19 protein-coding genes are annotated in these 20030 nt (G+C 34.4%); 12 read left to right on the top strand and 7 right to left on the bottom strand.

The window, feature by feature from the left end; genetic code table 11:
- Positions 1–11 precede the first annotated feature (11 nt).
- Positions 12–980 carry an iron-hydroxamate ABC transporter substrate-binding protein gene (locus Y7E_RS0111170; RefSeq protein ID WP_017151340.1) on the bottom strand — a complete coding sequence of 323 codons (969 nt, stop codon included), beginning with the start codon at positions 978–980 and terminating at the stop codon, positions 12–14.
- Positions 981–1267: 287 nt separating this feature from the next.
- On the bottom strand, positions 1268–2026 hold the full coding sequence (locus Y7E_RS0111165) for an exodeoxyribonuclease III (protein ID WP_017151339.1): 759 nt from the start codon (positions 2024–2026) through the stop codon (positions 1268–1270).
- Between the two features lie 238 nt (positions 2027–2264).
- Here Y7E_RS0111165 and Y7E_RS0111160 point away from each other — a divergent pair, with 238 nt between their 5' ends.
- From Y7E_RS0111160 to Y7E_RS0111150, 3 genes are read left to right on the top strand one after another with little or no spacing between them, the layout of a single operon-like run.
- Positions 2265–2861, top strand: a complete 597-nt coding sequence (locus tag Y7E_RS0111160) for a bifunctional transcriptional activator/DNA repair enzyme AdaA (protein WP_017151338.1) — start codon at positions 2265–2267, stop codon at positions 2859–2861.
- Position 2862: 1 nt separating this feature from the next.
- Positions 2863–3381: a methylated-DNA--[protein]-cysteine S-methyltransferase gene (locus Y7E_RS0111155; RefSeq protein ID WP_017151337.1), complete on the top strand. Its 519-nt coding sequence runs from the start codon at positions 2863–2865 to the stop codon at positions 3379–3381.
- 15 nt (positions 3382–3396) lie between these two features.
- Complete coding sequence (locus Y7E_RS0111150) at positions 3397–4506, top strand: Ada metal-binding domain-containing protein (RefSeq protein ID WP_313771959.1); 1110 nt, start codon at positions 3397–3399, stop codon at positions 4504–4506.
- Between the two features lie 79 nt (positions 4507–4585).
- Here the strand turns inward: Y7E_RS0111150 and Y7E_RS0111145 are convergent, their stop codons facing one another.
- Both Y7E_RS0111145 and pepT read right to left on the bottom strand, forming a co-directional pair.
- On the bottom strand, positions 4586–5644 hold the full coding sequence (locus tag Y7E_RS0111145; protein WP_017151335.1) for a lactonase family protein: 1059 nt from the start codon (positions 5642–5644) through the stop codon (positions 4586–4588).
- Between the two features lie 178 nt (positions 5645–5822).
- Positions 5823–7055 (bottom strand): peptidase T, encoded by a 1233-nt coding sequence (pepT, locus tag Y7E_RS0111140; RefSeq protein WP_017151334.1) that lies wholly within the window; start codon positions 7053–7055, stop codon positions 5823–5825.
- A 485-nt stretch (positions 7056–7540) separates the two neighbouring features.
- On the opposite strand from pepT, the gene Y7E_RS0111135 reads away from it, so the two are divergent.
- Positions 7541–8185 (top strand): YczE/YyaS/YitT family protein, encoded by a 645-nt coding sequence (locus tag Y7E_RS0111135; RefSeq protein ID WP_017151333.1) that lies wholly within the window; start codon positions 7541–7543, stop codon positions 8183–8185.
- A 90-nt stretch (positions 8186–8275) separates the two neighbouring features.
- Here Y7E_RS0111135 and Y7E_RS0111130 read toward each other — a convergent pair whose 3' ends face one another.
- Positions 8276–8665 carry a VOC family protein gene (locus Y7E_RS0111130; protein ID WP_017151332.1) on the bottom strand — a complete coding sequence of 130 codons (390 nt, stop codon included), beginning with the start codon at positions 8663–8665 and terminating at the stop codon, positions 8276–8278.
- 249 nt (positions 8666–8914) lie between these two features.
- Between Y7E_RS0111130 and Y7E_RS0111125 the strand changes: the two genes are divergently transcribed.
- Positions 8915–10105: a DUF2515 domain-containing protein gene (locus tag Y7E_RS0111125; protein ID WP_017151331.1), complete on the top strand. Its 1191-nt coding sequence runs from the start codon at positions 8915–8917 to the stop codon at positions 10103–10105.
- Between the two features lie 22 nt (positions 10106–10127).
- Positions 10128–10478, top strand: coding sequence for a CBO0543 family protein (locus Y7E_RS34275; RefSeq protein WP_237741382.1), 351 nt, complete (start codon positions 10128–10130; stop codon positions 10476–10478).
- A gap of 384 nt (positions 10479–10862) precedes the next feature.
- Here the strand turns inward: Y7E_RS34275 and Y7E_RS29530 are convergent, their stop codons facing one another.
- Positions 10863–11639: a hypothetical protein gene (locus Y7E_RS29530; RefSeq protein ID WP_017151329.1), complete on the bottom strand. Its 777-nt coding sequence runs from the start codon at positions 11637–11639 to the stop codon at positions 10863–10865.
- 78 nt (positions 11640–11717) lie between these two features.
- On the opposite strand from Y7E_RS29530, the gene Y7E_RS0111110 reads away from it, so the two are divergent.
- The 3 genes from Y7E_RS0111110 to Y7E_RS0111100 all read left to right on the top strand — a co-directional run bounded on the left by Y7E_RS0111110 (position 11718) and on the right by Y7E_RS0111100 (position 17151).
- A complete protein-coding gene (locus tag Y7E_RS0111110) occupies positions 11718–12131 on the top strand; it encodes a hypothetical protein (RefSeq protein ID WP_017151328.1) in 414 nt (137 codons plus the stop codon).
- A gap of 29 nt (positions 12132–12160) precedes the next feature.
- Positions 12161–13414: a copper resistance CopC family protein gene (locus Y7E_RS0111105; RefSeq protein WP_017151327.1), complete on the top strand. Its 1254-nt coding sequence runs from the start codon at positions 12161–12163 to the stop codon at positions 13412–13414.
- Positions 13415–13506: 92 nt separating this feature from the next.
- Positions 13507–17151, top strand: a complete 3645-nt coding sequence (locus tag Y7E_RS0111100; protein ID WP_017151326.1) for a multicopper oxidase domain-containing protein — start codon at positions 13507–13509, stop codon at positions 17149–17151.
- A 60-nt stretch (positions 17152–17211) separates the two neighbouring features.
- Here the strand turns inward: Y7E_RS0111100 and Y7E_RS30785 are convergent, their stop codons facing one another.
- Entirely contained in the window at positions 17212–17733 is a 522-nt protein-coding gene (locus Y7E_RS30785; protein ID WP_154652024.1) for a hypothetical protein, read from the bottom strand.
- A gap of 313 nt (positions 17734–18046) precedes the next feature.
- Between Y7E_RS30785 and Y7E_RS29520 the strand changes: the two genes are divergently transcribed.
- From Y7E_RS29520 to Y7E_RS0111080, 3 genes are all read left to right on the top strand, one after another.
- A complete protein-coding gene (locus tag Y7E_RS29520) occupies positions 18047–18418 on the top strand; it encodes a hypothetical protein (RefSeq protein ID WP_237741364.1) in 372 nt (123 codons plus the stop codon).
- A gap of 20 nt (positions 18419–18438) precedes the next feature.
- A complete protein-coding gene (locus tag Y7E_RS0111085) occupies positions 18439–18783 on the top strand; it encodes a hypothetical protein (RefSeq protein ID WP_017151323.1) in 345 nt (114 codons plus the stop codon).
- 140 nt (positions 18784–18923) lie between these two features.
- Positions 18924–19673, top strand: coding sequence for a hypothetical protein (locus Y7E_RS0111080; protein WP_017151322.1), 750 nt, complete (start codon positions 18924–18926; stop codon positions 19671–19673).
- Positions 19674–20030 lie beyond the last annotated feature (357 nt).

Raw genomic sequence — 20030 nt, 5'->3', positions numbered from 1 at the left:
ACGCACCTTACTTATTTAGATAAATTTTTCACCGCTTCTTTTAAGAAGGCTGTTTTACTCCAAGCAGTACCACCTTGTGCCATTGGATCAACAGCATTTACAAATACTTTTTTGTCTTTTGCAGCTGCCATACTTTGCCAAATTGGATTGCTTTGTAACTCTTCCAATACTTGTGGTTTATCTTTATTCTCACTTGCTTCAAATTGCAAGAAGACATAATCTGGATTGATTTCAGCTAATTTTTCTAAAGAGATTGCTTCTTGTGCTTTTACAGTTTTAATTTGCTCTGGAACAGTTAATCCTAAATCTTTATAAATAACAGGATTGAAGTATACTCCTTCTGGATATAGGTACAAGTTACTAGCTCTTAGTCTTACTACAAGAACCTTTTTATCTTTTAATTTATCTCCAATTTCTTCTTTTGCTTTTGCAGCATCATTCTTATAATCCTTAATAATTTTTTCAGCTTTATCTTTTTTACCAGATAGTTCGCCCATTAACTTTAAGTTATCTTCCCAATTTGTAGAAATATGTGAAACTGGGAATGTTGGAGCTACCTTCGTGAATTTCTCAGCTGCCTCTGGCGGGAATTTCGAACTAGATGTAATTACATCTGGTTTTAATTGAAGTAATGTTTCAAAATTCGGTTGCATTTTCTCACCAATAGATTTTGCACCTTCTAAATCTTTTGCTAAATACCCAGGTAATTTTCCACCTACTGTAATTGCTCCTACTGGCTTAATACCAAGCACAGCTGCATCTTCCATAGATTCTAAGCTAGCAGTTACAATTTTTGATACTTTTGCAGGAACTGTATATTCTTTTCCTAAATATGTGATTTTTTGTTTTTCATCCTTCTTTGTTTCAGTTGCTTTTGATTCTTGTTTTTGTTCTCCTGAACTTTTATCTGCACTGTTACATGCTGCAAGACCTACGCTTAATACTGTAACCATCCCTAGTGTAAATAACTTCTTATTCATGTCTATAAATGCTCCTCTCCAAATTTGCAATCTTTAAATATAGTAGTTTATTGAACTAAACTTTTTATGTATCCCCTTACAATACATTTATTTGAAATTAAAGCCCATTCACTTCACTTCCCCTAATACCAAATTATCTGCTACCCTCATCAAATGATAATGATTATCGTTACTAATTATATATTTATAAGTCAATTATTTCAAGAATGATTTGAAAAATTTTAACAAAATAAATAAAAAAGTCGTATCTATCCTTCATCCAAGATAAATACGACTTCTTTATTTTTCTAAAATTCCATATTCAATTCCACAGGGCAATGATCTGATCCCATTACCTCACTATTAATTTTCGCATCAACAATTTGATTTTTTAATCTTTCAGAGACGACGAAATAATCCAAACGCCAACCAATGTTTTTCGCTCTTGCATTCATACGATATGACCACCATGAATAAGCCCCTTCTTGATCGGGGTATAAATAACGATATGTATCGATAAATCCTTCATCTAAAATCCGAGTAAATTTTTCTCTTTCCTGATCAGAAAATCCTGGGTTTTTTCGATTTGTTTTTGGATTTTTTAAATCGATTTCTTTATGTGCCACATTCAGATCACCACAAAAAATAACAGGCTTTTGTTTATCTAATTGCTTAATATAAGATAAGAAGGCATCCTCCCATTTCATTCGATAATCTAAACGTTCTAACCCCCGTTTAGCATTCGGTGTATAGAGCGTTAGCATATAAAATTTTTCAAATTCTAATGTGATTAATCTTCCTTCTTGATCATGCTCTTCAATTCCTAAACCATATGTAACAGAAAGTGGTTCTTTTTTTGTAAAAATAGCAGTTCCTGAATAACCTTTTTTCACAGCATAATTCCAATACACATGGTACCCCTTAGGATTTAGATTGATTTGCCCACTCTGCAATTTAATTTCCTGTAAACAAAAAATATCCGCATCCGTTTCTTCTAAGTATTCTATGAAACCGCCTTTTGCAATAACCGCTCGTAAGCCATTTACATTCCACGAAATAAATTTCACTTTTTGTTCCTCCTCTTGATGTCATAGCATTATACAATACTTGTCCCATATTTTTATTTTCTACTTACATGCTAACACATATTGAACTCCCCCACCTTCACTCCATTTAGAAGAAGGGGTCTTCTCGGTTAAAATGATAAAAAGACTATCATTTTTCATCTTTGTAATCTTGCTCTTACATTCATAAATACGTACATACGTACTTGTTTCAGGGTATACTAATTTCGGAGGTGATTCCATGCAAAATGAGAGATTACGATTAGAAACAAGTGTAAATAATTTGACGGATGAACGCTGGCAAGCAATTATACACAACGATTCTTCTTATGATGACAAGTTTTTTTACGCTGTAAAAACAACAGGTATTTTTTGCCGCCCATCATGTAAATCTAGAACACCTAACAAAAACAATGTCCGCATTTTTCTCAATGCACAGCAAGCATTATCCGAAAAATTTCGTCCATGCAAACGTTGTAAACCAAATGGACTAAAGTTACCTGATGAAGATTGGGTAACACAAATTATAAAGTACATTGATAACAATTATCGCCAACCATTAACTCTCGAAATACTTGCCGATATGTGTCACGGCAGTCCCTATCATTTACAGCGTACTTTTAAGAGAATGAAAGGTATCACTCCACTAGAATATATACAACAAATAAGGATCACTAAAGCAATGCAATATCTTACAGATACAAATCAAACAATTATGGAAATCGGGTTTGCTGTCGGTATACCCAACACTGCACATTTTGCAACATTGTTTAAAAGAAAAACGGGGTATACCCCTACTGAATATCGAAAAATGAATCATATAAACGAGGTACAATAGTATGAAATCTAAAACAAATCAAATTATATATTGGACGCTATTTGTTCATGAAAATTGGCATATGTATATTGCCGCAACATCAACAGGATTATGCTTTATAGGATCTCAAAATCAAACTTTTGAAGAATTAACAACTTGGACGAAAAAACATTTTCCGAAACATACTTTAGTCCAAGATCCCCTAAAGCTACAGCCATATGTTCAAGAACTAGTAGAATACCTAAAAAATCAACGTGAAGTATTTACATGTCCTGTTGATGTTCACGGAACTCCTTTCCAATTAACTGTTTGGAATGCATTACGTGAAATTCCGTATGGGAAAACCTATTCCTACTCAGATATTGCAAAGCTTATTCAAAAACCAAAATCAGTACGTGCTGTTAGTACCGCGATTGGTGCAAATCCTCTATTAATTACAATCCCTTGTCACCGTGTAATTGGAAAGAATGGAAAGTTAACTGGGTTTAGAGGTGGTTTAGAAATGAAAAGAGAATTATTGACACTAGAAAAAAAGCACTAGAAATACTGGAGGAGGTTGCAAATGAAGAATACTAGAAGTCCTTTTGAATGGGATGCTCCATATTTTATAGGTGAAAAAACAACGAAAATCTACTGTTTTCCTTATTGTAAACAAAAACGCTCTACAAAAAACAATATAGAATTAAAATCTAGAAAAGAAGCTGAACGAACTGGTTACCAGCCTTGTAAAAATTGTTGTTCTGGTCTTCCATATGGAGCCTGGAAAGATTATGGTGAAAACATAAAATTAATTGTTCCGAAAGAATTTAGCTTTAAACAGAATTTGCACTATCTTTCACGTTCCAAAAATGAATGTATGTTCCACATTGAAAATAACAAAATTTATAGAGTAGTTCCGATTGAAGGAGTAAATCCTTTAATCGAGACAAGCATAGATGCTGAAGGAAACATCCATATCCGCTTTTTAGGAGATAGAGCTCCTTTAAAAAAATGGGTTCGTGCTACAGTAGCGAGATATGTAAGAGAATGGTTCGATTTAGATACGGATTTAACTCCATTTTACGCTATAGCAAAAAACGATGTACTTCTTTCTAAACCAATCAAAGAATATTACGGACTACGCAATATGGGAATTCCTGATTTATTTGAGGCGCTATGCTGGGGTATTCTCGGTCAACAAATTAATCTCACATTTGCCTATACGTTAAAAAGGCGATTTGTTGAATCATTCGGTGAATATATAGAGTGGGATGGACGAAAATATTGGATATTCCCATCACCAGAGGTCATTGCAAACCTAACAGTAGAGGATCTAACAAAATTAAAAATGACTACGAGGAAATGCGAATACCTTATTGACGTCGCAAAACTCATTACAACAGGTAGCCTAAATAAAGAGGCATTCATACAAATCGACCTAAAAAATGCTGAAAAAACCTTAACTGACATACGTGGTATCGGACCATGGACAGCAAATTATGTTTTAATGCGTTGTTTAAGATGCCCTTCTGCTTTTCCAATTGATGATGTTGGCCTGCATAATGTGATTAAACTTTTAACAGGATCAGAGAATAAACCATCAAAAAAAGAAATAAGAGAGTACGCTTCAGCATGGAAGGATTGGGAATCCTATGCGACTTTTTATTTATGGCGAGTCCTATATTAAATTCTTAAGCACAATAATAGATAGGTTTCATTTCAATAGGTAAAACCTATCTATTATTCATATTATAAACTAGCTCTAATCAATCATGTAAAAACTTTATACATACTGGGTCTGGCACAATTACATCCGATTGTAAAAGTGTTAATTTTCCTGTAGATTTATTTCTTAAAAATAAAACAAGGTTACTAGATTTTTCATTTGAAACAACAACGAATTTTTCAGTTGGGTCTAAAGCAAAATCTCGTGGCCAATCCCCTTCTGTCGATACAGTTTCAACAAAAGTAAGCTTCCCCGAGTCCTGATTCACACGAAAGATAGAAATACTATTATGTCCTCTGTTTGCTGCGTACACAAAGCGTCCATCAGAAGTAATATGAATCGCACTTCCAGAATTACTTTCACTATATTTTTTAGGCAATGTAGAGATATACTGTATGACTTCAAAGCTACCATTTTGTTCATCGTATGTTAAAACAATAACTTCAGAACTAAGCTCAGTCATTACGTAAGCATATTTTCCACTTGGATGAAACGCAAGATGCCTTGGTCCACTTCCTGGATTGACAGATAAGCTATGAACCTCTGTTAGTTTCCCGTCACTTTCTTTATATGTAATCAATTTATCTATTCCTAAATCAATCGCTACCACATATTTCTGATCCGGCGTAAAACCTGCATAATGAGCATGCGACTTTTCTTGTCGCTCTTTATTCGGACCAGAACCGCTATGTTGAACAATTGATGTTACAGGATTTATACTTCCCTGTTCTTTATTTATTATATAGGATTCAATTGTTCCTTTATGATAATTAGCCATAACTACTGCAATCTCTTCTTGCTTTATACTCAGGTGACAAGGTGATGGCCCATCTGAAATTTGCATATTTATTATGTCAAGATTTTTTGTTTCACTGTTAATTGAAAAAGCGGCAACTCCCCCTGATTGATCTTTTCTTACAACGGAATAAAGGTACTGATTATCGTGACTAATAGATAAATAAGTAGGGCTTCCTATATTCGCTACTACTTTTATATCCTTAATCGTCCCTGCTTTTATATCAAGCACAAATCTATAAATCCCTTTACTATTTCCTTTTGTATACGTGCCTATATATCCGAGAAATTCATCCTTATTCATAACATTTATGCCCCTTTCACATATAAATTATGTATGAAAAATCGATGCAAGAATTATATGGTGCGAAAGCGAAAATACCTGATATACTTATAAATAAGTATATCACTGACAAAGTAAAATTTTAAAATTCAACGAAAAGAAATCCAGGCAGCATTTTTTCACTACCTGGATTTCTTTTTTATGATTGCTCTTCAAATAATCGTGCTATTTCTATAATAACCTGAACAGCCTTTTCCATGTTATCTACAGAAACGTATTCAAATTTACCGTGATAGTTTTCTCCACCAGTAAAAATGTTTGGCGTTGGCAAGCCCATATATGATAATTGAGATCCATCCGTTCCCCCACGGATTGGTTGAATGTTTGGTTCAATATCTAGGTTTTTCATCGCCTCATATGCAATATCAACAATTTCCCTGACCGGTTCAATTTTCTCAAGCATATTGTAATACTGATCATTCATCTCAAGAATTATATTTTCTTCACCATACTTTTCTTGCATTTGCTTTGTAATACTTTTGATCTTATCTTTACGGGCTCCAAAATTTTCACGATCAAAATCTCGAATAATGTAATGTGCTTTACTTTGCTCAACATCACCATTTATAGAAATAAGATGATAGAATCCTTCATATCCCTCTGTATATTCTGGCGCTTCTTCTCCTGGTAATTCCCCATGAAATTCCATCGCTAATTTACTTGCATTGAGCATTTTATTTTTTGCTGTTCCAGGATGCGTATTATTTCCTTTAAAAGTAAGCTTTGCACTTGCAGCATTGAAACTCTCATACTCTAGTCCCCCAAGTGGACCTCCGTCCATTGTGTAAGCAAAAGACGCTCCAAAAGCTTTCACATCAAAATGAGATGGTCCACGACCGATTTCTTCATCAGGCGTAAATGCTACTCTAATCTTCCCGTGTTTAATTTGTGGGTTATGTAATAAATAATTCATAGCAGTCATAATTTCTGTAAGACCTGCTTTATCATCTGCACCAAGAAGTGTTGTTCCATCAGTTGTAATTAAAGTATGACCTTTATATGATTGTAATTCTGGAAATAACTCTGGCGTTAAAATTACATTTAATTCTTTATTCAACGTAATTGCCTTACCATCAAAATTCTCATGAATTTGTGGTTTCACATTCTTCCCTGTAAAATCAGTTGCTGTATCTAAGTGAGCTAAAAATCCAATTACAGGAACATCTTTATCCGTATTTGCAGGAAGTGTTGCCATGACATATCCATTTTCATCCATCGTTACTTCTGTCAAACCAATTTGTTTTAATTCTTCAACTAATAATTTTCCAAATTCAATTTGTCCCGGTGTTGATGGCACTGTATGACTTTCTTCATTTGATTGTGTATCTATCTTCACATATCTTGTAAATCTTTCTATAAGCTCTTGTTTCAAATCATTTCACTCCTTTTTCATGAATCTCTCTTTATTATAATCCTCATGGTGAAATTTTTTAAAGTTTTTAACTGTAACCATATCGTTTTTTCTGTTACATTTCGTATTTTGTCCACATAAAAATGCATGCTCTTCCTTAGTTAAAGCATAAAAATATATGTATTCTTCTTAAAATAGTAACAGCCCATAAGAATAAAGTGAAACTTTAATCAGTGGGGGGTTCTCCATCCCCCACTGATTATTAGCCCTCACCAATCGGGCTTTTACGGGCAGTTTATCTCTCACCTAACTTCTTTGCTTTCGCCGAATTTTGAGATGGGAGTATTACTGCCTGTTAATGCGGGATAAAAATAGTTCCTTTTTTTGATTATTAAACACACATAAAAACTGAAGTTATTTATTTTTATAAAAAAGACAAAATATTTGTATAATTGAATTTTAATATGTAACATACATAATTATATACAATACTAGGGGGATTCAAAATGGGGCTCACACTCTTTCGGTATTTTCTTTTTTTCTTAGGACTAACTTTCTTTGGACTCGGTAACGCTATTGCGGTGAAGGTTAAATTCCTTGGTTTGCATCCATGGGAAGTTCTAAATATGGCATTATTTCAACGATTCGGATGGACAATTGGTACATGGAGTGTAATATGCGGTTTATTTCTCGTTCTTGTTTCTTTAGTAGTAGATCCAAGGTACATAAACGTAGGGACATTCTTAAATGCACTACTAATCGGTCCTATTATGGACTTTTTCTTACGACTGAACGTTCTTCCTCAAGCCACTCATTATTTGTGGATAAATCTTCTTATTTTACTGGCTGGAATTATAATTACAGGGATTGGAGGCGGTATGTATGTTGCTGCGGGAATTGGTGCAGGACCACGAGATGGATTTATGCTTGCCATCTCGGATAAAACTGGATTATCTGTAAGTCGTGCTAGAATCATTGTGGAAAGTATTGTGTTAGTAATTGGATATATTCTAGGAGGTCCTGTTTTTATCGTGACATTCTTATATACTTTTATCCAAAGTCCAATATTTCAGCAATCATTTAAAGCATTTCAAATGTTTTTAAATAATTTAGAGAGGAAAAAGAAAGACCCGGTTAGCGCAAATTTATAAACATATAAATCTTCGTTTACAAAAAATATCGGAGTCTATTTTGAAGAGATTATCATCAAAACAGACTCTTTTTTTATGAATATACTACTTTTATTTCTCTTTATGCATAAGTACAATTCTCCATCCATCAGGATCTTCTATTGTAATCCCTTTTTCTTTCCAGTATGGATTTTCTGGCTCAACTTCATGGTGCCCCATTGTATGTAACCTGTTAGCTACTTTTTCAATTTCGGCTCTCTGAGTCATATAAAATACAAGTAGATTATCTTTTGTTGGAGCTGGGCATGGACTGCCATCCACATGTCTTGTAAACTCTAGATGGTATTCTGCATCAGGTAATCCAAACATAACTCCATCATACCCTTCATGATTATGAAACTCACCTATCCGTTTTAAACCTAATCCTTCTTCATAAAATACGATAACTTCTTCAAATTTATCTGTCGGGCGTGCAATTCTAAGTTGAACCCAATTCTTCATACATTTCCCTCCCTATAAAGCCACATTACATCCTTAACTACTAATATAAAGAAGTCCAACATTTATTAAATCCCTCATTCGTATGAAGATGCAGTAGTACAAAAGTTTAATCGGGCTTATCGTAAAAAACATTACACTGTTTATGACCTAAAAAAACAGTTCACATTTATTCAAAATGTGCGTAATAAAATGATGATAACCGTTCTATTAAACTATTTTTTGAAATTCATGTTAACGGGAGGAAACACAATGTATGAAAACGATCGAAAAAGAAAATGGAACGGATCTTCCAAATTAATCCCGCTTTCTCTTTTAGATGTAAAAAATGAGTTAAAGAAAAAAAGCAAACTCAAACAAATTCCTATTAAAACATGTAAGTTAACGAAAGAAGAAAAAATGCTAATTCATGAAATTAAAGAGCGAACAAAACAACTTAACAAAAATAATGTAACGAGAACACGTGCTTATTATCAGTTTTACTTTTGGTACCCTGAAATACAGTGGGCACTCCTTGGCCATATAGTATCACGTAACGGTGGCTGGAATATGACAGATTTAAAAGGAGATTTATATACAAGGCTATTGTCAGAAAAAGATCAACTTACTTTCTTCTCTTTCTTAGAACGAGGAAACTGGTTAATCTTCCAAGATGTGTATCCGCAATTTTTATTATATGAGCAAAGCGTCAAAAGATATAAAAATCTCTTTCACCTTCTACCACACCTCAATGTATCAACGTTTATGGAAACAATGTGGAATCATTTTTGGAGAACGGGCAATCAATACACGCTAGCAATCGCAACGATTATTAATGAACAAAATTATTTGGAAAAAAGGGTGATTCAAAATACATACTTTAAAAAGACTGTGCTAAATAGTGTGGGATTTAAACTGTTTGACTTTTTCCGATTCAATCATATCCTTTTTCCATTCTATGAAGATGAGACTAAACAAAAAACGTTACTATTGGGCAATACTATGACACATTTCACCTCATTGCATGAACGAATTTTACTCGGTAAACGTTTGTACTCATTGTTATTTCGAGATGAAAGCATCTTATCAAAAACAATAAGTTGGATTCATGATCATCCACATACTGCTTCACGAAAAGACTACTGGCCTCATTTATTTTCTGATGTAAATGAGGCATTTTCCCGAGAATTTTATAAACGCAGAACAAAAAACTGTCAGCTTAGAAAAGGCGCGAATCGCTTATATAGCCCTCAGTTAATATATGCATGGAAGGATTTAAAACATGAGGCAGCTGAAAAAGGCGACTGGTTTGAAGACTGGCGTATCATAGACTATTTAATTAATAAGGGAGACAATATAAATGGACAGATTCAGGATGACTATTGCAAAACACTTGAAAAAATTGAACTTGCAATTCTTGCGAAAAAAAATATTCTTCTCAGAGAAGAAGAAACAGAAGAGTAATCATCTACCGTTTGTAATCACGATGATCCTTTCTTGTTTCATCGGAACATATTTAGACTTCCTATTTGTGAGCAAACAAATGTACAACTTTCCAGTAAGACCATTCCCCAATATATTTACAATCAATATCGCTTTTACATTCTTAATACTTCCAGCCTTTACTGCTCTCTTTTTACAGATTACAAAAACGTTATCTGCATTTTTAAGAATTCTGTTTATCATTTTGATTGGAGTTTGCGCAAGCATATCTGAACAAATTGCTGAAAGCTTAGGGTTATTCAATCATAGCGGGGAATGGTATCATTCTTATTCTTTCTTCGGATATATGCTCTTCATGTTCCTTATATGGAAGATTTATAGATGGTTTCAATGATAAGCAACGGTGTTCGACGAACCTAAAAACAAATTTCCTAAAATGTTTTAGGAACTATATATTATCAATTTACAAAGCATTTCTTAACTGATAAAAAAGAGTATATCTGCATAAAAAAAGAGATTTCTCTCTTTCTTACAGTTACAATAAGGAAATAAGCCGAACATCCTTTTCATCATTCGAATTTAGAATAGTGTAAAACATAGTTGCTTAATTTTCGAATAAAACACTGTCCACTTCTACACCATACTTTTCAAAAATGCCTCAATGGTTTTACATATTATAAATTCACCATTTTTTAAAACAAAAAAACACCTTGTTTATCACAAAGTGTTTATAAAGCATAAAGTCGTCATCTTACGAAAACAAAGATGAAGAAATCTCCTATCGTGTTACGATGAGATTTTTTATTTTTTTACTTAATTGATGAAGCATTCTCTTTGTTCTTCTTACAAGGCTTGAAAACATTGTAAAAATGCGCACGATATTCATATAAGTAATATCTTTTATTCGTATCACTTGTGTATTGCTACGTTTCTTTAAATATACATATTCATTCGTAACTTTTGTAATTCGTCCTGTATAAACCTCTTTTTGATCGTATAGTTTTATATACATCCCTTCCCATAATTGCAAATGATTCATAAAAGCCTCTTCAAAAAATTGTTGTTTTAAATTTACTTGTTCTGCTACGGTTTTCCCGAACTGTAGCATCAATTTTTTCCGGAGAGTTTCATCATATATTAAGTGCTGATGAGATGTAGAAACATTCGGTATTGCATAAGGAATATTCGCGTTTTGAATCGCTGTATACGGGATAAAAATACGCTCCATTAATGTTGTAAGCACAACAAAATCTCGGCCAATTTCATTTACTTTCGCTACTGTATGTAAGCTACTCCCACCCCGATTCGAAAAAACTTCCACGCGTTGATAACGTTTATGCTTAAAAAACTTCATTAGCATCATCACTTGTTTTCGCTCTGGTAAGCATTCACCTAGCACTTTTAAATTAACACCATGCATGTATTCTTGGAGCATCTTTAATTCATGAGTCGGCAAAGCACTAGCTGGAGATATATATCCTTCTCCTTTTTGTTCCTTATAGTCCAAAACAAGACGATCCTCAGTATGAACCTTTGTTATGCCCTTCTCCTCCATACAAACCTCCTTTTTCTTCATTCATCATAAATATTTTATGATGGTAACTCATAGTTTAGTATGGAGGTGAAAACACAAATGAATTTTTTAAGTGCAATTATTTTATTTAGCTACTTTTTTATCGCAACTATTTCATACTTCCATTTATACAAATCTCGGCATCTCATAGGCTATCATTTAGGTATGAATATTGCAATGTTATCTAGTACTGCTATTGGTTTAGCTGTCGGTACCGTTCTCGGATCACAATTCCCTTTAGATGAAGGAGTAATTACAATTGTCACAACGATAATTGCTGTTGCTGTTGGCATTGTGTTTGGAGCATTAGTTGATTATCAAACACTGCTAACAGGCGTCGCAAGTGGTATTATGTCTGGACTCATGGGACCGATGCTTGGTTTACACTCAACACAGCCCGCTTTCTTAATTATTTGCACAACCGTAGTTGTATTTTTATCTTTCATTTTGCTACGCTTTTCCGTTCGAAATTAACGAATTTTTAGTGGAGGAGCGATTCAGTTATGCGCAAACTTCTTAGATGGAAACGTATACTCATCTTATTTAGTTTTATCTGTCTTTTTTTGCAAACAAAACCCGTTTTTGCAGAAACAAACACTATACAAACGGACCCTGGGCCTAATCAGAAACTGACAAATGCTCCATCAAATCTTTCAATGACTTTTTCAGCTCAAATCAATAAAGAAAAAGCTACTATTCAAATTTTTGATGAAAAAGGAACGAACATGGTTAAAGGTCCGATTGAATTTTCGAATAACGAAACAACTTTATCTATACAATTACCCCCATTAACAAGCGGGATATATACCGTTATTTATTATATACCATTGCATACTGGGGAAGTGATTCGTGACTCTTACATATTTACAATCGATACGCTGTCAAAAGACACAGCGAAACGATCCATCTTTTCGTTTCTTTCCCTCTTTCAACTTAAGTATGATTCTCAATTTTGCGGAAATATTTTCGCAACCGTCTCAAACAACACTTGGATTATGCTTCTTTATTTCATGAGTGTATTTCAGTATGTTAGTATCATTGCGTTAATTGGATGGATTATATGGGGAAGTTTGCTTAAATCGACTAATTCTATAAATTTCAAACGTTATCAAACTAATCTTTTTATGTTCCAATTATTTTTTTTGCTCGCGACATTACTTTTACTCATCATCCAATCCATTAGTACAATTGATTTCAATATGAATGAAAAAATAGTAGCAATACCTATAGATATATTATATGGAGTTGCCTGGATTCTCTTACTTTCACTAGCTTTCATGGGCTTTTTCTTTCTTTCCCGCTCAAATGTAGTTTGTATTATATGGGTAATTTTTATTCTGTTTGTTAAAAGTATGACAGCCTATACCCTAACTATATTTCCATCTCTTTTTACAATAGTTTTTGAAAATATCTATTTATATATTGTTACTATTTTGGGAGGTGGTTACTTATTTATAACTGTTTTTCAAAAGCAACTATTTATTCAGTCTCTTCTTTTTAAATTTCATCTATATGCTTGTATTTTAGCAGCGATTTTATTCACCTATAATTTGTTTATTTATATGAATTTAAATACATCTGGAGCAGCATTTTTCACGATTCAATTACTAACCATTCTCCTTTGTTTAATACATCTACACATGTTTATCAAGCAGAAAAAAAACAGCTCTCTTTCGCTCTGTTTTCAATTAAGTATTTTATTATGTAATATTATAATTCATGAATGGATAGGATTTTATAATTACCTTTTTTTATAAAATTTTCCGGTGAAGTATGAATATTTTTTCATATTATTTTTTATATTTGAGATAGAGTGCGATCCTTTTTAAATTGGAGGGGGCTTGATATAATGCTGAGGGAGTATCATGTAGTGGCCATTCCGATTCGTATTGTTATTAATAACTTTGGCGATCACGATCCTGAAGGCAAGATATATGTTTTAAAAGAAAATGTCAGTAAAATAAAAAAGCTCGTAGACGAAAATCCCTTTTCAACGGTAGATCTGGTGCAACCACTCGTTATTCGTGCAAATGTTGGAGACACCGTGAAAATAACCTTTGAAAACCAATTACCTTTTAGTACTTCCATGCATATTCAGTTAGCGGAGTATGATGTACAGACTTCTGATGGCGCATTTGTAGGAAATAACAAAGATACTACTGTTCCGCCTGGACAAAAACGAATTTATACTTGGGAAATCATTCGAGAAGAAATCCATCTTTTTTCTGATTTAGGTAATCCTCTTTCCAGCGAAGAAGGAAGTAACGTACATGGTTTATTTGGAGCATTAATTGCACAACCAAAAGGATCTACATGGACAGATCCGATAACAGGCTTACCTATTAACAGCGGAGTTTATGCAGATATTCATAATCCACTTTTGCCTTCCTTTCGGGAATTCGCATGTTTTTTCCACGATGAAATGGAAGTAAAAGATTTAACTGGAGCCAAATCAATTGATCCTCATACATTACAAAATGGCGAAACACACTCTATTAATTACCGGTCTGAACCGATGCGAAATCGCGTTCGCCTTATTCAAGAGGGTATTGTATGTCCTGACTGTGAGGGCGAAGAAGTTCATCATGATTCCTGGGTATTCGGCGATCCAGCCACCCCTATTTTACGAGCTTACGTAGGAGACCCTCTTAAAATTCGAGTTATTCATGGCGGAGTAAAAGAAACCCATGTCTTTCATTACCATGTTCATCAATGGCTATTTGAACGTAATAATGTCAATTCTATGTTAATTGACTCATTGTCATTCGGTCCGCAGAGTACATTTACTGTTTCACCTTTATACGGCGCGGGAAGTTTACAAGGGGCATTTGGTGATGTTATTATTCATTGTCATCTTTATCCTCATTTTGGCGAGGGAATGTGGGGACTAAACCGTATTTTTAATACATTACAAGACGGTAGCCAATTTTATCCAAACGGTGTACCAATCGCAGCATTACAGCCGCTTCCTGATCGGCCAATACCACCTGCACCGACAAAAGAAAAACCAGGGTTCCCAAACTTTATTCCTGGTGTGTTTGGTTGTAAAGCGCCTCGACCACCACTTGGAATTGTAGGAGGCCGCGAGTCAACTAAGCTTGAAATTAATCAATTTGATCCAAACGCTCGTCCTGGTGCAGTATTTGTGAATCCTTGTCCAGAAGGTACGAAAGTAGAACGAGTTTTTAATATTGTCGGCATTCAAGTTCCCATTATCTATAACAAAGAAGGATGGAATGATCCCGAAGGCCGTATATATGTATTAGAAGAAGATGAAGAAGCTGTGTTATCCGGCCGTAAAAAACCAGAACCCCTTGTCATTCGTGCGAATGCCGGTGAGTGTATTCGTATTAACTTTACAAATAAATTTCCAGAAACATTAGGTGGAAATGCGTTTCAACTTGTAGAACGAACATACGAAGCAGGTACTCACGTACATTTCGTAAAATTTGACCCCCTCGTTTCTGATGCTGCTAACGTTGGTTGGAATTATGATAGCAGCGCTTTACGAGGCGAAACAATCCAATTCCAATGGTTTGCAGATGCAGAATTAAAAGCTGTTTTCTTTCATGACCATCTATTTGCAAATTCGCATCAGCAACACGGGTTATTTGGTGGAGTCTGTATTGAACCAAAAGGGTCTCAATTTCTCGATCCTCGTACAGGAGAAATAATACCATCAGGTACACAAGCAATCATTACAAATCCACTCATTCCTGATTTCCGTGAATTTTCCTTATTTGTTCATGATTTTTCGCTTCTATTTGATCGTCGAGGTAAACCGCTTAATCCACCAGGTTTTTCAGGTTCTGATGCCGATCCTGGTGTCATGGCAATTAATTACCGGAATGAGCCGTTCTCAGCTCGGTTAGTAAATCCTGATACTGATCCAGCTTTTATTTTTAGCTCTTTTCTTCACGGAGACCCTGTCACTCCATTATTACAAACTTATAACGGGGATCCAGTACGTCTTCGTATAATCCAAGGTGCTCATGAAGAATCTCATAGCTTTAACTTACACAGACAACGTTGGCACAGAAATCGTCCTGATTTAGAATCAGAATTTACTCAGCAGCAAATCATTGGCATTTCAGAAGCTTTTACAGCTGAATTTGCTATTGAAGGCGATGGCGATTTTGATATGCTATATCATTTCGGTGGAATTGATGATATTTGGCTCGGCGCTTGGGGAATATTACGCACATTTAAAGAACGGGTTTCTCATTTATTCCCTCTTCCTGATCGACCACAGCCACCAAAAAGAACTAAGCCTTTGCCAAAACCTACTGGAGAGAATCCACCACCAGCAACAGATCCTGGTAAGCCTTGTTCACCGAATGCACCGGTTCGAAAATTTGAAGTTGTTGCATTTCAAACAAAAATTAAATATAACAAAGCTGGTGATAATGATCCATTTGGTATTATTTTCGCTTTAAAAGAAGATGTTGAAAACATACAAAGCGGAAAAATAAACCCCGAACCACTTATATTACGTGCAAATACCGGTGAATGTGTAGAAGTTACACTTCACAACCAATTAACAGAGCTATTTCATAATGAAGGAGAACTTCATGGTTATCCAGAAGTGCCTGATGAAGATGTTATCTTCACACCATCAAGACGAATGTCTCTTCATGCACAAATGGTCGCATATGACGTTCTAGGTTCAGATGGGGCAACAGTTGGATTTAATCCTGATCAAACCGTAGCACCTGGGGAAAGTATTACGTATCGTTGGTTTATTGATCGTAACATCGGTACTTGTAATCTTTGGGGTATGGCTGATTTACGTAATCACCGGCACCATGGAGCTTTTGGCATGCTAATTACAGAACAAGCAGGAGCTCTTCATCTCGATCCTATAAAACGCACGCCAATTCGAACTGGTAATCAAGCAGTTATTTCACATCCACTTTTCCCAGAATTTCGTGAGTTCGTTTTATTGATGCATGATGGTGTTCGCCTCGTAGATAAAAATGGTAACCTTATTATTGATCCTGAACCAATTTTTATAGAACCAGAAGAAGAATTAGAAGATCCAGAAGATCAAGGATCTCGCGGCTTTAACTACCGCTCAGAACGCATCATTCATCGCTTAAAGAAAAATCGAGATGTTTCAAAAGTATTTAGTACAAAAATTCACGGAGATCCTGCTACACCGATCTTTTTAGCACATGTAAATGATCCAATTATCTTTCGTTATACTTTTCCTGCTGACAAACCACGAGCACATGTTTTTACAATACACGGTCATTCATGGCTCCGAAATGAGAATAATTTATACTCAACCTTTACCGCTGTCCAAGGAGAAAATAGCGTCGGTTCCAGATCAAATTTCGTCATTGCACATGGAGCTGGTGGCCTAAACGGGAGACCTGGGGATTATATGTACCGCTCGGGTAACATTCGCTGGGATATTGAACTTGGTATGTGGGGTATACTTCGGGTACTAAAAAAGAATAATAACAAACTCCCTCCTTTACGAAATCCATAAAAAATAGGCTATCCCTGCTTTTTTAGGGATAGCCTTCATATTCTCTGTATCAAATACACTCTAAATCACTTCTTCTGCCTCAGGTTGATCAATCACAATTACATCTCCATCTTTAAAACGAATTTCTCTTATATTTTCCCATAGTATTGTCACTATCACTTTTGGTTCTTGTAATACGCCGATAAAATCTGTTCCCACTTCTTGAATCTTTCCAACAATAACCTTTTCATCATTCTCATCACAACGTATTGTTACTTCTATTCTATTGCCAATATTTTTTAAAAGACGGAAATTTAATCTATCCTTTAAACCATTAACATTCAATGGGACCAACTCTTTACATAAAGGATCTCTATTACCTATCAACTTGCTCACTTGTTCGTCTTGAACTATAGGAACTTCTGTTTTTTGTTCTGCTTCGATTTTTTGCTTCACTTCTTGTTTCTCTTCTATTCTTTGTTCTATTTCTATTTTTTTCTCTACTTCTTGTTTCTCTTCTACTCTTTGTTCTACTTCTATTTTTTGCTCCACTTCTTCTTTCTTTTCTATTCTTTGTTCTGCTTCTATTTTACGTTGTTTCATTTTCCGGGTTTTATCTTCTAAACTTTCTTTCTTTTTTACTGATCCAGGAATATTTAATAAAGGGCGTGATCCCCTACTATTTTGTTTATCCGACCACAAAAGACAACCTCTCCTTTGACTCATTCTCTTCTTAGCTTATGAAAAAGAGAATGAAAAAGACACATATCAAAAATAAAAAAAGGAAATTTTTTCTTTCCCCAAAATAAAAGTATAAACTCCTGCATAATAATAGATTGGTAGTAAAAATCCATAATGAAAGGGGGTATATGCGTATTTTCTCTTGGTACATACCATGAGATTTCACGCTATACGTATGTCAAAAAACACTTCCAAGCAACAACATAAAAAACGACCACCTGAAACAGAAGGTTGTTCACCAAGCAAAAAAATCCCTTTAGAAAATACAGCCACTCTACCTGAAAACCAAGTATTTGTCGATTTATTAGGAAAAAACATCTTATTAACTACACGTTCTGATCAGTTAAATATTTTAGGGCAAACATTCCGTCCTATTTTCACTGGAAAAATTGTAAGAGTAACAGATGGTTTCATTACACTTTATCCTGTCATCATTAAAATGAATAATGCACCATTTTTCCAATTTCCTACACCTCTCAATTTTGCAATTGAAATGATCGCCTTCTTCTTACCTTTTGACCCTAATACTCGCTTTCCAATTCCATGATAATAAAGGTGGTGTAAAAAATGGAAAATCAAGATCAACTTAAAGAGAAAAAGCCGCTTCCTCCGATGTGTAGAAGTTCAGTTAACAATCCTTTAATTAATGAATTACGCCGTGCTAATGTTACACAAGAATTTGATAACCGCATCGGTTCTCGGGTTTTCATTCTTATTGCACAATTTCCTTTTATGATTATCGGTACCATTGTTGAAGTAAACGGAGATTACGCCTTTATTAAAATTGAAGCAACTCATATTAATGAATTTGATAATATGACGGCTCGTATACACATTGACGAGATTGAAGTGTTCTTTATTGAAGATGGAAAATTTGAAATTCCAAACATTCAGCAAATCCCAGGAGTTTAACTTAGCAGGCTATCCCACTTGTAAAGAGTAGGTGATAGCCTTTTTTTCGTATACAACGGGATGAATGATGGCACAGAAAGTATGAAAACCGCATTTATTATACTAGTCATATTTTATGAAACGAAAGGAGCCTTCAAATAATGAAAAAGGACAACCCAAACCCAATTTGGATTCCAACTTATTTTAATACCACTCCCTGTCCTCCATTATCTACTTGCTTTCCGGATGCCCCACCAGCCTTCCCTTCTCCTAACAGTTCACTTCCACAAGAAGAATTAAATCAATTACAAGAGTGCATTGAAGAAGCAAATAACTTACTCCATGTTATTTCAAATCCAAGAGATCCAGAAAACACAAGAGCTTTACAGCTTTTTCTTTTAACACTTCGTGGTTTAAAAGTACAAGCAACTATTGCATGTGACACTACACAGGAAAAACTAATAGGAACTTTAACAAATGCAGGGAAAGATTTCATTGAGTTAACAAACGAAAAAAAAGGAAAAGTACTGATTCCATATCTACAACTTTGTTTATTGAAACGAGATTGTAATCAAAATCCTATACCTCAACCTTTACCATTTAACTTTACTCCACCAATTCGGCAAAATTTAATATTACATTTTGGAAAAACAGTAGCAGCAAATCCCCTTTTAATTAATACTTTCTTTGGTATTTCTTTATCACTTTACTTACAAGGCTTTATTGGAAAGAAAATTACAATTCGACTGCAACATGAGGAAGAACCTATACAAGGGATATTAATTGATGTTCAGGAAGAAGATATTGATGATGATTTAAGACCCCCAGCTAAAATACAAATAAAAGTTGCTAATAAAATCGTAGAAGTTGATTTAGATGACGTATGTTTTATTTCCGTCTGTCCCCGTTAAAAACACTCATCAATAATACACAATAAACTACCTAAATAACATGCATATTGATTATCAAAAATTAGATATACTCATCCCGATATAGATGATTTATTCTTTTAAAAAGCGCACGTTTCAGAAAACAGTTCGATAGGAAATCCTAACAAGTTCACTTCGTTTCAAAACATAATCAGATTAGTAATCTGCGTATTTCATCTGGATTTTCTGCTCAAAAGATTACTTCCTATTTTTCTTTAAGTCCATTCATTTTATTGTAACCTTTCTTTTCAATCAACGAATTACAAACCTATACAACAAAAAGCATAGTATTTTGAAGTAAACCTTGAAAATAGGACACACATCAAAACACCTAAACTA

The organism is Bacillus bingmayongensis, from assembly GCF_000299035.1.
GTDB lineage: Bacteria > Bacillota > Bacilli > Bacillales > Bacillaceae_G > Bacillus_A > Bacillus_A bingmayongensis.
Note: the sequence above shows the minus strand (reverse complement) of the source record. Positions and strands in the feature narration are given on the sequence as shown.

Bases quoted from the DNA above. Each gene is read 5' to 3' on its own strand.
- Y7E_RS0111125 (WP_017151331.1), top strand. From the start codon at position 8,915: ATGTATGAAAACGATCGAAAAAGAAAATGGAACGGATCTTCCAAATTA.
- Y7E_RS29520 (WP_237741364.1), top strand. From the start codon at position 18,047: ATGTCAAAAAACACTTCCAAGCAACAACATAAAAAACGACCACCTGAA.
- Y7E_RS34275 (WP_237741382.1), top strand. From the start codon at position 10,128: ATGATCCTTTCTTGTTTCATCGGAACATATTTAGACTTCCTATTTGTG.
- Y7E_RS0111145 (WP_017151335.1), bottom strand. From the start codon at position 5,644: ATGAATAAGGATGAATTTCTCGGATATATAGGCACGTATACAAAAGGA.
- Y7E_RS0111110 (WP_017151328.1), top strand. From the start codon at position 11,718: ATGAATTTTTTAAGTGCAATTATTTTATTTAGCTACTTTTTTATCGCA.
- Y7E_RS0111135 (WP_017151333.1), top strand. From the start codon at position 7,541: ATGGGGCTCACACTCTTTCGGTATTTTCTTTTTTTCTTAGGACTAACT.
- Y7E_RS0111080 (WP_017151322.1), top strand. From the start codon at position 18,924: ATGAAAAAGGACAACCCAAACCCAATTTGGATTCCAACTTATTTTAAT.
- Y7E_RS0111085 (WP_017151323.1), top strand. From the start codon at position 18,439: ATGGAAAATCAAGATCAACTTAAAGAGAAAAAGCCGCTTCCTCCGATG.
- Y7E_RS0111170 (WP_017151340.1), bottom strand. From the start codon at position 980: ATGAATAAGAAGTTATTTACACTAGGGATGGTTACAGTATTAAGCGTA.
- Y7E_RS0111160 (WP_017151338.1), top strand. From the start codon at position 2,265: ATGCAAAATGAGAGATTACGATTAGAAACAAGTGTAAATAATTTGACG.
- Y7E_RS0111105 (WP_017151327.1), top strand. From the start codon at position 12,161: ATGCGCAAACTTCTTAGATGGAAACGTATACTCATCTTATTTAGTTTT.
- Y7E_RS0111130 (WP_017151332.1), bottom strand. From the start codon at position 8,665: ATGAAGAATTGGGTTCAACTTAGAATTGCACGCCCGACAGATAAATTT.
- Y7E_RS30785 (WP_154652024.1), bottom strand. From the start codon at position 17,733: ATGAAACAACGTAAAATAGAAGCAGAACAAAGAATAGAAAAGAAAGAA.
- Y7E_RS0111100 (WP_017151326.1), top strand. From the start codon at position 13,507: ATGCTGAGGGAGTATCATGTAGTGGCCATTCCGATTCGTATTGTTATT.
- Y7E_RS29530 (WP_017151329.1), bottom strand. From the start codon at position 11,639: ATGGAGGAGAAGGGCATAACAAAGGTTCATACTGAGGATCGTCTTGTT.
- Y7E_RS0111155 (WP_017151337.1), top strand. From the start codon at position 2,863: ATGAAATCTAAAACAAATCAAATTATATATTGGACGCTATTTGTTCAT.